This is a genomic window from Streptomyces griseoruber (genome assembly GCF_001514205.1).
Lineage (GTDB): Bacteria > Actinomycetota > Actinomycetes > Streptomycetales > Streptomycetaceae > Streptomyces > Streptomyces griseoruber.
Genome location: NZ_KQ948788.1, coordinates 83,413 through 92,438, shown reverse-complemented (window position 1 = coordinate 92,438; position 9,026 = coordinate 83,413). Strand labels below are relative to the sequence as shown.

General features: G+C 68.1%; 12 protein-coding genes and 1 pseudogene. 5 read left to right on the top strand and 8 right to left on the bottom strand.

What is annotated here, in order from left to right; genetic code table 11:
- Together AQJ64_RS41970 and AQJ64_RS41965 are read left to right on the top strand one after the other, a co-directional pair.
- A partial coding sequence (locus AQJ64_RS41970; RefSeq protein ID WP_211286533.1) for a helicase associated domain-containing protein occupies window positions 1-446 on the top strand: 446 nt, incomplete at its 5' end.
- A 302-nt stretch (window positions 447-748) separates the two neighbouring features.
- Entirely contained in the window at window positions 749-1,231 is a 483-nt protein-coding gene (locus tag AQJ64_RS41965) for a hypothetical protein (RefSeq protein ID WP_079062270.1), read from the top strand.
- Here AQJ64_RS41965 and AQJ64_RS41960 read toward each other — a convergent pair.
- Both AQJ64_RS41960 and AQJ64_RS41950 read right to left on the bottom strand, forming a co-directional pair.
- A complete protein-coding gene (locus AQJ64_RS41960) occupies window positions 1,197-1,979 on the bottom strand; it encodes an IS5 family transposase (protein ID WP_055636885.1) in 783 nt (260 codons plus the stop codon). The two genes, AQJ64_RS41965 and AQJ64_RS41960, sit on opposite strands and share 35 nt — an antisense overlap.
- Window positions 1,980-2,778: 799 nt before the next feature.
- On the bottom strand, window positions 2,779-3,318 hold the full coding sequence (locus tag AQJ64_RS41950) for a hypothetical protein (RefSeq protein WP_157881085.1): 540 nt from the start codon (window positions 3,316-3,318) through the stop codon (window positions 2,779-2,781).
- Window positions 3,319-3,658: 340 nt separating this feature from the next.
- On the opposite strand from AQJ64_RS41950, the gene AQJ64_RS41945 reads away from it, so the two are divergent.
- Window positions 3,659-4,108: a hypothetical protein gene (locus AQJ64_RS41945; protein WP_055636888.1), complete on the top strand. Its 450-nt coding sequence runs from the start codon at window positions 3,659-3,661 to the stop codon at window positions 4,106-4,108.
- A gap of 5 nt (window positions 4,109-4,113) precedes the next feature.
- Window positions 4,114-4,989: an ATP-binding protein gene (locus tag AQJ64_RS41940; RefSeq protein WP_055636889.1), complete on the top strand. Its 876-nt coding sequence runs from the start codon at window positions 4,114-4,116 to the stop codon at window positions 4,987-4,989.
- 74 nt (window positions 4,990-5,063) lie between these two features.
- Here AQJ64_RS41940 and AQJ64_RS41935 read toward each other — a convergent pair whose 3' ends face one another.
- The 6 genes from AQJ64_RS41935 to AQJ64_RS47290 all read right to left on the bottom strand — a co-directional run bounded on the left by AQJ64_RS41935 (window position 5,064) and on the right by AQJ64_RS47290 (window position 8,264).
- On the bottom strand, window positions 5,064-5,543 hold the full coding sequence (locus tag AQJ64_RS41935; protein ID WP_055636890.1) for a C2 domain-containing protein: 480 nt from the start codon (window positions 5,541-5,543) through the stop codon (window positions 5,064-5,066).
- Between the two features lie 102 nt (window positions 5,544-5,645).
- Complete coding sequence (locus AQJ64_RS47300; protein ID WP_079062267.1) at window positions 5,646-6,368, bottom strand: IclR family transcriptional regulator; 723 nt, start codon at window positions 6,366-6,368, stop codon at window positions 5,646-5,648.
- A gap of 601 nt (window positions 6,369-6,969) precedes the next feature.
- Window positions 6,970-7,104, bottom strand: a complete 135-nt coding sequence (locus AQJ64_RS51930; RefSeq protein WP_276206704.1) for a hypothetical protein — start codon at window positions 7,102-7,104, stop codon at window positions 6,970-6,972.
- Window positions 7,101-7,298: a hypothetical protein gene (locus AQJ64_RS47295; protein ID WP_079062266.1), complete on the bottom strand. Its 198-nt coding sequence runs from the start codon at window positions 7,296-7,298 to the stop codon at window positions 7,101-7,103. Before AQJ64_RS47295 ends, AQJ64_RS51930 begins: the two co-directional genes overlap by 4 nt.
- Before the next feature lie 178 nt (window positions 7,299-7,476).
- Window positions 7,477-7,821: a hypothetical protein gene (locus tag AQJ64_RS51540; RefSeq protein WP_240512833.1), complete on the bottom strand. Its 345-nt coding sequence runs from the start codon at window positions 7,819-7,821 to the stop codon at window positions 7,477-7,479.
- Window positions 7,822-8,051: 230 nt separating this feature from the next.
- Window positions 8,052-8,264 carry a hypothetical protein gene (locus AQJ64_RS47290; protein ID WP_079062269.1) on the bottom strand — a complete coding sequence of 71 codons (213 nt, stop codon included), beginning with the start codon at window positions 8,262-8,264 and terminating at the stop codon, window positions 8,052-8,054.
- Between the two features lie 465 nt (window positions 8,265-8,729).
- On the opposite strand from AQJ64_RS47290, the pseudogene AQJ64_RS41915 reads away from it, so the two are divergent.
- Window positions 8,730-9,026: pseudogene (locus tag AQJ64_RS41915) on the top strand (hypothetical protein); the annotation flags it as partial.

Below are 9,026 nucleotides of genomic sequence, written 5' to 3'. Positions count from 1 at the left end.
CCGCCGACGAACCCCACGGCCACCTGCCCGACGTCCAACCCGGCGTGACGTTCGACGGCGATGATCTCGGGCAGTGGCTAAAGCGGCAGAAACAGCCGGGCACCTGGGCGCAGCTGTCCACCGAACAGCAGGAACGGCTGTCCAGGCTGGGCATCAAGCCCGCCCCGACGCCGCCTCCCGCTTCGACGACCAAGAGCAGTGGGAAGGGGCCGAGCAAGACGCAGCAGGCGTTCCAGCGGGGCCTGGCGGCCGTCACGCAGTGGGTGGAACGGGAAGGCGACCGGCCGGTGCCAAGGGGGCACAGCGAACAGGTCACGGTCGACGGCGAGGCGGAGCCTGTGGCCGTCAAGCTGGGCGTATGGACATCGAACACCAAGTCGAGGCGCGACAAGCTCAGTGCGGAGCAGCTGGCCGCACTGGCTGAGTTGGACGTCGACTGGATCTGACGGTTGTCGGCAAGGTCCATCCCCTTTGGCAATGATCCGAGGCCGGGTCAGGGGCGCGGGGGTGGTGTCGTGAGGTACGGAGCGAGTTGGGCTTCGAGGTCGGCGATGCGTTTGTCCATGAAGCGGTTGTTCTGGCGTGCGCTGGTCAGGCGCTCTTGCATCTGCTGGTTGTCCTGAGAAGCTGTTGTCTTTCCGAGAGTGACGGGTGCGTTTCCACTGGTCAGGCATAGGGGTGGTGTTTCGGCGGCAGGGACGAGGTGTCATGTCGTCTCTTCGGTGGAGGTGCCGGGATGCCGTCGGTAATGGGGTTGCTGGAGGAGCGCGAACGCGCTGCTCGGCAGCGAGTGGAGGCCCTTCAGACCGAGCTGCGGGAGGCGGAGGCCGTGTGGGAGCGGTTCGTGATCGCCCGTGAGACGGTGGGCGAGGTTCTGGCGGAGCCCCGCGGAGGCGAGGAGGTACCGCCAGTCGTGATGGCCGGCGGGCGGCCGGTGAAGGTCACGGCGGCGGTGCCCGGTTCGGTGGTGCCGCACTGGCAGGCAGGGCTTGCCCCGACGGTTCTGGCGCCGGACTATCAGCAGATCATGGACGTCCTGGCCGGTGGGAGTGCGTCGTGCGAAAAGGCGATGGACTGCCGGCAACTCGCGGCGGCAGTCGGGCTGGAGCCGGTCCCGGCGAAGGTGGAAGGGGTGCGGTCGAAGGCGAAGCGACTGGCCGTGCGGGGCTGGCTGGCAGAGGAACGGCCGGGGCTGTTCAGCGTGCCCGTCGGACGAGCCGACGGCTCATGACCATGCTCATCGACCACCGGATCACTGCCTCCGAGGTGTCGGTGCGCGTCTCGTAGTCGCGGGCCAGACGGCGTGAGTGCATCAGCCAGGCAAACGTGCGCTCCACCAGCCACCTCTTCGGCAACACGGTGAAGCCGCTGGTGTCGTCGCTGCGTCTGACCACGGTCAGCGCGATCCGCCAGGCGTCGCGGGCGAGGTCGACCAGGCGCCCGGTGTAGCCGCCGTCGGCCCACACCCGCGTGACGCGCCAGTGCCGATCGCGCAGCCGGGCCAGGAGTGTCTGCCCCGCGTCCCGGTCGGTGACCGAAGCCGCGGTCACCATCACAACCAGCAGCAGTCCGAGGGTGTCCACCACGATGTGCCGCTTGCGGCCGTTGACCTTCTTTCCGCCGTCGTAGCCCCTGGTCGCGGCCGGCACCGATGCGGCTCCTCTCACCGACTGGGCGTCGATGACGCCCGCCGTCGGTTCCGGATCCCGGCCCGCAGCCTCGCGTACCCGGTCGCGCAGCCGGTCGTGGAACTCGGCGGTCAGGCCCTTGTCCCGCCAGCGCCGGAAGAAGGCGTGGACGCGGTCCCACGCGGGGAAGTCCGCGGGCATCGCCCGCCAGGTGATGCCGCCCGCGACCAGGTAGCGCACCGCGTCGACCATCTGACGGTGGCAGTAGCTCTCCGGTTGCCCGCCGCGGCCCTCCAACCAGCCGGGGACCGGCATCGCGTCGCGCACGACGGCCCACTCCGCGTCGCTCATGTCGGACGGATATCTCGGTCGCCTGTACGGCTGATCACTGGCGTTCCCGAACCGGTGAGCGAGGCAATCACACGTCAGGGAAGCCGGGTTGGACGACAACAACGCCGGCACGGAAGACTGCAGCACCAGGGGCCTCCTGTTGCTCGTTTGGATTCGACACCCTCGAGCTGTGCGGGAGGCCCCGCTTTCATGCTCAGCCAGCCAGAAGATCACCCGACCGAGTCGACGACCTCGAACTCACGCTCACCAAGATCGATAGAGCAACAGCTTCTAAACCCCACCCACGGAACAGACCCACCGCTCAGCACAGCTGAGCAACACCAGGCCACAACCAAGATCAATAAGCAACCACGTCAGCTACGCCACAGAAGAGGCTGAGCGCCTCGCAGTTCAAGCCAGTCGTAGTGGGGGGCAAAACGCGCTGCTCGGACTGGCCCGCGACCGCAGCAGGAACCCGGACTTCCCGGCCACGGAGGAAGAGCGCCTGGTCCGCCTCGCCGGCGGGAAGGAAGTCGCCGGGCTCGCTCAACGTCGTCTCCGGGCAGGCGACCTCGCCGAAGGCGAACGTCTCGCCACAGAAGCAGCACACATGGGTTCCCCAGGAGCCCTCGTCTACGTCGCCCGCGCACACCATGCGATTGGAAACGTCAAGGCAGCTGAGCGCTTGTACCGGCAAGCCATCCAATCCGGCGCCACGAGCATGGCTGGCGACAGCCCGTACGAGGAGCTGGCGCGGATACGAGAAGAGGCAGGCGATCTCGACGAGGCCGAACAGCTGTACCGGGCAGGCGCAGAAAAGTCAGCCACCTTCCTCCTCCCCTTTCTTCGCGAAAGCGTCCCGTCTGATGTTCGGAAGCGGCTCGTCGAAAACCTGCGCCATGCAGCTGAAGGAACAGCGCTGCTCAACATGGCTCTCATGCAGGAGCGTGTCGGCGACCAATCCGAGGCTGGGCGCCTGTACCGCCTGGCTGGCGACCGAGGTCTGAGACGGCTCATCACGGCGAGGGATGATGCCGGTGACGCGAGCGAAGCGGAACGGCTGGCACTTCATGCAGCGGCCAAAGGCGACCCCGTCCCCTTGAGGAAGCTGGCCGAACGGCGCCGTAAGAACGGCGACACACCGGCTGAGAAGCACCTTTACCAACTCGCTGCGGATGCAGGCGACACACGGTCTCAACGAGAACTCGGCCGCCTTCTTCGTGCCTCCGGCGACAACGAAGGAGCGAAGAAGGCCCTGCAACTGGCTGTCAACGCAGGCGACCGACAAGCCCGACGCACTCTCGCCGAACTCTACGAAAGAACCGGAGACACATACCTGGCCGAAGACCTCGCGCGGCAAGCAGCAAACGAGGGCGACGCACTCCCCCTCAACGGTCTCGCGCGAAAGAGAGGCCGCCAAGACTCCAGATGGCAACAACTACTCCGTTACGGCATAGAGCCCGATGGGAGCGACTCCGTCCCATGGACGCCATAGTCACCAACACCGTTGCGTTGGCCTTTGGGGCGGTTCGCAAAGCCGGTCTCGAAGAACGTGCTCTCGGTGTGAACGGTGCGGTCCGGTCTGTCTGTGGGCGCTGTCGGGGCCAGGACAAAATTGTCGGATCGAGGCCCTCTGCAACCGCGGTCTCTCGTAGCGTGTCCACTCCTGGTGAAGCAAGAGATACCAAGGGTGGTGCAACATGGACCCGATTTCAGTGGCGTTGCTCGGGGCGCTGGCAGGGGGCGCCGGCGGTGAGCTCGGACGGCAGGCCTGGACGGGACTGACCGCGCTGGTGCGCCGCCCGTTCACCCGCGGCCAGGACGAATCCGCACAGGCTCCAGCCGTGAGTTCCGGGGAGACGGAGCTAGTCAGGCTTCACGAGGCACCCGGGGACGCAGCGCGTGCGCACGCGCTGAGCACCGCATTGGCGGTGAGAGCTGCAGTGGACGCGGGGTTCTCTTCCGGCCTGCAGCAGTGGCATGAGCAGGCGAAGCTGGTGCGTACCGGCGACGGTGACGTCCACAACAGGATCAGCGGCGGCACCCAGCATGGGCCGGTGCTGCAGGGCCGGGACTTCTCTGGCTTGTCCTTCACCACCGCCCCTCCTCCGGCCTCCCCCGAAGGTGAGACCCGGTTGACGCAAGGCTGAGGCGAATGGCCGACGAGTACGGGAACGTGTCCAACGCAATCAGTGGTGGAGTGTTCTTCCACGAGGTGATCCAGGGCCGCGACATCACCGTGGTGCTGCCCCCAAAGGTCACGCCAGCGCTCTCCGGTCTTCCCGCTCCCTCTCCCACGTTCACCGGACGCGACGCACACATAGAGGAGTTGCTTCACGCGCTGTCCCCCTGCGAGGAGCAGCAGGAGGTGCGGCAGCCGTCGCGGATAGCGGTGGCGGGTCTGGCGGGTGTCGGCAAGACCGAGCTGGTCGTCCAGGTCGCCGCACGCGCCCTGCACGAGCCGGACTGGTTCTCCGGCGGAGTGCTGTTCATCGACCTGCTCGGTTACGACCCCGAACGCCGGCTCTCCCCCGAACGGGCCCTGGACGGGTTTCTGCACGCTCTGGGCATTTCCGGTGAACACATCCCCGACGGCCTGCAGAACCTGCAGCGGCTTTACCGCAGTGTGCTGGCTGCCCTCGCCCACGAGGGGCGGCGGATCCTGGTGGTTGTCGACAACGCCTCCAGTGCCGACCAGGTAGCTCCGCTGCTACCCACCGACGGGATGACCGCAGTCCTGATCACCTCCCGCCACACCCTCGACATCGACGCGCGCCTGCACGACCTGAACGTCCTCGACACCGATGCGTCCATCGTCCTGCTCCACCAAGCCCTACTGCAGACCCGCGGACCCACCGACACCCGCGTCCAGGACGCCCCCGAAGCAGCCGCAGCCATCGCCAACCTCTGCGCGGGCCTGCCTCTGGCCCTGCGTATCGCCACCGCCCTGCTCGCGATCCGCCGTCAGAGGGTCAGCGTTCGACCGTCGCCGAGAGCTCAGGAGCCTGTCCCGGTGCCGTTGAGGCAGTAACGCTGCCGTCGTTCCCGTGGCAGGCGGCGCCCGACGCGACGGCGTCGCTTGCCACGGGTGATGAGCGTGCCGGCTCAGGCGGCCTGGAGGCTGTACTTGATGACGTACGTGGCACCGCTACCGTGAATCGTCACTTCGTGAACCTTCCCGGTCTCCTCGGCGCCGTGAACGGTGAACTCGCCCAGGTCATCATCGGAGCTGGTGTTGTCGTGGTCCCACAGCTGGAACTGGCGCTCCTCCCCGGTAGCGATGGTGAGGTACCCCCAGTTAGCGTCGCTGAGCGACCTCGTCTGTCCCCGGGCGATGGTGTTGTAGCTGCTGCTGCCCGGCCAGATCTTCTTCCAGCCCTGGTCCGGTGCATTGACGTTGAGGTATGCCTCGTCGTCGCCTTCGCTGGGATTCTCACAGTAGAGCTGCACCAGATTGATCTTGACGTAGCCCGCGCCGGCGGACCGAGCCACCTCGGCGGCCTGTGCTGCGCCGGATGCCCCGAGCAGCGAGGTCAGACCCAGCGCGGCCGCAGCGGTGACGCCGGCAAGACGTCGGATTGCCATGGTGTTTCCCCCTTCATTGACGCCGGTCCCCCGACCGGCACAACACCCACTCTGTCTGCCGGGTGCGGCATGCTCTACGCGCGTTCCGCTGAGCGGAACCGGTCAGTGTCGCAGCACCGGCGGCAGGTCGACCGTGCTCGCTGCGGCCCTGGTGAGGTTGGCTGTGATGGCGGCGCCGGCACGTGCGGTGTGTTCGGCGACCGTCTGCAGCCGTCGGTGGGGTGGCACCATGGCGGTGATCGCGGCCTGGAGCCGTCCGTCGGGTGAGTGCACGGGAAGGGCTGCGCAGCAAACTCCGTGCAGGACCTGCTCGCGTTCCAGGACAGCTGCTGCAAGCGGGTCTTTGGCCCGGCGTGGGCGGCTGGCGGTGAGTACTTGTCCGGCGGCGGTCTGCAGTGTGAAGCCCATGCCGTCTCGCACGGGCGCTACGGGTTCCACTTCTCCGGGTACGGAGGCGATGGTCAAGGCGAGGCCGTCGTGCAGGACGGTGACGACGGCGCTGGCGCCGGTGGCGGCGCGCAGCGCGTGCAGGGGCTGGCGGGCGGCCAAGCGCAGTCCGGGATGGGGCTGCCAGGCCTGGCCGAGCCGGTAGAGCTGGCAGCCGACCCGGTAGCGGCCGTGGTGCCGCTCGACGGCACCTACCATGACCAACTGGCTCAGCAACCGGTGAGTGCTTGCCTTGGGCAGCCCACAGGCGGCGGCGATCTGGGTAAGCCCTGCTTCTCCGCCTTGTCGCCGTAACTCGTCCAGCAGGGCGAAAGCGCCCTCCAGGACCCCTCGACTCCGCGCGGATGCGGTCGCGGCTCGGTGCTGTATCTGTGGCATGCGTCCCCCCGAACACATGGCCTCGGCGACATACCGCCTTCGGTACGGCCGCAGGCCGTCAGTAAGCAGGATGCCCCGACCGGCCCTGGGATGGCGATGCGTTCTCACGGCGTGTCGACCTGCTGACGGATCGTAGGCGGGGGTCGGTCGTGGGCGCAGCCGGACCGGGCATTCCGCCGGAGCCGGACTTGCCCGATGATCTACGCCATGGTCATCGTCCGCCGACCGGCCGAGTACCTGACTCGCCCATCACACCAGACCCGTGACCTGCGACTTCACGATGCACACCACTCATTCATTCACCGCGATGCCGTTCACTCCCGCACCGGGGGCGCGCATCGTCGGTGCGGTGGTGCGCACCGCACCCCGGACCCCTTCACCCAGCGTGAGGGACTCAAGGGCGGGCGCAGGGGGGAGAGTTCTCCCCTGAATGCACAGCATCGTGCACACATAAGGTGACGATGCTGGCGGTAGCGAACCCTGTCTAGGCGAAACGTGGGCAGATTCGATGTCGACGAGGGGTGCGACATCCGGGGCTGCACACCTCGACAAGGGGTCCGCACCGACCGCACCAACCCTGCGCACCGTCACCGTGAGTGTGCTACATCGTGGTTCGGTGCGCGTCGCCGGGCTTCACCGTGATGCGCACCGGTGCGACGACCGGGATGTCGGTGCGCGCACCGGTACGCGCGATGAAGTCACGGTGGTGCGTCGCGGTGCGCACGATGAAGTTCATCCCCGTCGGCGCCTGCGGTAGCGGGTGGGCTGCCACGGCGGGTTCGGCTTGCCGCTGGGGTACTGCCGCGTGCGGCGACGGCGCTGCGGCGGCTTCGGAGCCGGGTACAGCGCCACCCTCAGCCGGGACGCGTCGGCTGTCTCCTGCAGCCGCGCCAGCTGCTCCGGCGAGAGCTGCGGGATCGGATCAACCATCGGGGCCTCCAGGCATCGGCTGGTCTCTCCCCGTACCCTCGCTGCTCCCTGCCGGCTCCGGGACGGGCGGGTCGGCCGCGTCCCGGCAGCCAGTTCGGCGACTTCGTCTTCCGTCCCGCCGAGCGGACCTGGCCCCTTCCTTTCCTCGGTACGCACCGCGCGGGCAGGAGACCGGCGGTCAGCGCCGCTGCATCGCCTTGAGGTCGGACAACGTCGGCGTGTTCGTACCGCGGTCCGCCGCCTTGCTCTGCGTCCAGGCGACGATCGCCGGGTGCGCCTTCTCGTACACGGCGCCGGCGGCCGTGTTCTGCCCGTCGCTGACCGCGACCTGGGTGAGGTAGGCGGCCAGGGCCTGCGGCCCGCCGCCGCTGTAGCCGATGTGGTAACCGAGGCCGTTGCGCTGCGGCAGGACCGACAGCAGGCCCTTCTCCGTCCGAGCCCAGAACAGGCCCCGGCTGACGAGGAAGCTGCTGAAGGTGTCATCCGGCGCAGGTCCAGCGGGGCGTACGTCTTGTAGCTCCACTGGTCCGCGCCGCCCTCCCCCGAGTTCTTGAGTGCGCGCCGACGACGGGCAGCACGAACTCGATGTCGTAGAAGGTCCGCCGGCACACACAGCCCGATCCCCTGATGGCCGACGGGCTGTCCTTGTCCTCTTCCGCGCACGGGTGGAACAGGGCCGGGATCTTCCTCTGCTCCACCAGCGTGCAGTGCATCGCGTTCGGCTCGCAGCGCACCAGCCTGCTCAGCCACTCCTCAAAGAGGGGAGTCTGAGTCTGGCTCGCCTCGATGTCCAGCGTTACGGACCAGGTGCGCGATGGCGTAGGGGCCCAGCGGAGCGTCGTCGGCGGCCAGGCTGCTGGCCGGGTGCGGGACGGGCAGCTGTCGGTAGGCGCCCTCCCCGCGGGCCTGCTCGATCGTCTGGAAGAGAGGCTGGAGGTAGGCGCCGTTGAAGGCCTGCGTGCTCATGTCCGCACGGTAGAGCGCAGGCCTGGGCAGGAGGTAGCCATTTCTGGCGGTGCAGGAGGTACTGCCCGCCGTCACCGACCGCAGGGCCTGCCGCTTCGAGGACTGGGGCCTCCTCTGCGGCGCACCGTCCAGCTCTGCTGGACGGTGCATCGAGAGCAGTCGCCTGCTTCGAAACATTCATCATTGTTTGGATAGTTGATGCCAAATTAATCCGTGCAGGGCCCTGGCCTGCCTTTTCTCGTGAACTGGCCCACTTGGTGAGACTGTTGGCTATGCTGCCCGCCGACGTGCGGGGTGTACCCGCGCTTGTGCATCACCGGTAGTCCGCTCATCCCCCGCCCACTCCGCTGAGAGCCGCGCGCACGGACCGCCCCTCACCGCCACACTCCGCATCCCTCGAAGGCCCCGTCGCCCCGCCTCGGCAACGGGGCCTTCGGCATGCCCACACACCCTCAGGAGATCTCCATGCCGCGTGCCCGGTTCACCGACCCCGAACTGCAGGTCGTATACGACTGCCTCGCCCCTACCGAGTCCGGCGCGCCAGCCGATACCGCCGAGACCATCGCCGCCCGCGAGGGCCTGGACCTGGCGGCCGACCTGGCCGCGGCACGCCGGCGCACCGCCCGCGCCACCACGTCCCGGCGGCGCACCGGCAGTGGCGGCCGGCCCCACGACGACCGGCGCTCGCTGGAGCACCATGCCTTCACCCTGCTCAGCCGCCAGGCACCACACCTGCGCCCGTCCGTACTGCGGGCCCGGGCA

Coding starts and splice junctions, on each gene's coding strand:
- AQJ64_RS41965 (WP_079062270.1), top strand. CDS start 749: ATGGGGTTGCTGGAGGAGCGCGAACGCGCTGCTCGGCAGCGAGTGGAG.
- AQJ64_RS41960 (WP_055636885.1), bottom strand. CDS start 1,979: ATGAGCGACGCGGAGTGGGCCGTCGTGCGCGACGCGATGCCGGTCCCC.
- AQJ64_RS41945 (WP_055636888.1), top strand. CDS start 3,659: ATGGACCCGATTTCAGTGGCGTTGCTCGGGGCGCTGGCAGGGGGCGCC.
- AQJ64_RS41940 (WP_055636889.1), top strand. CDS start 4,114: ATGGCCGACGAGTACGGGAACGTGTCCAACGCAATCAGTGGTGGAGTG.
- AQJ64_RS41935 (WP_055636890.1), bottom strand. CDS start 5,543: ATGGCAATCCGACGTCTTGCCGGCGTCACCGCTGCGGCCGCGCTGGGT.
- AQJ64_RS47300 (WP_079062267.1), bottom strand. CDS start 6,368: ATGCCACAGATACAGCACCGAGCCGCGACCGCATCCGCGCGGAGTCGA.
- AQJ64_RS51930 (WP_276206704.1), bottom strand. CDS start 7,104: ATGAACTTCATCGTGCGCACCGCGACGCACCACCGTGACTTCATCGCG.
- AQJ64_RS47295 (WP_079062266.1), bottom strand. CDS start 7,298: ATGGTTGATCCGATCCCGCAGCTCTCGCCGGAGCAGCTGGCGCGGCTG.
- AQJ64_RS47290 (WP_079062269.1), bottom strand. CDS start 8,264: ATGAGCACGCAGGCCTTCAACGGCGCCTACCTCCAGCCTCTCTTCCAG.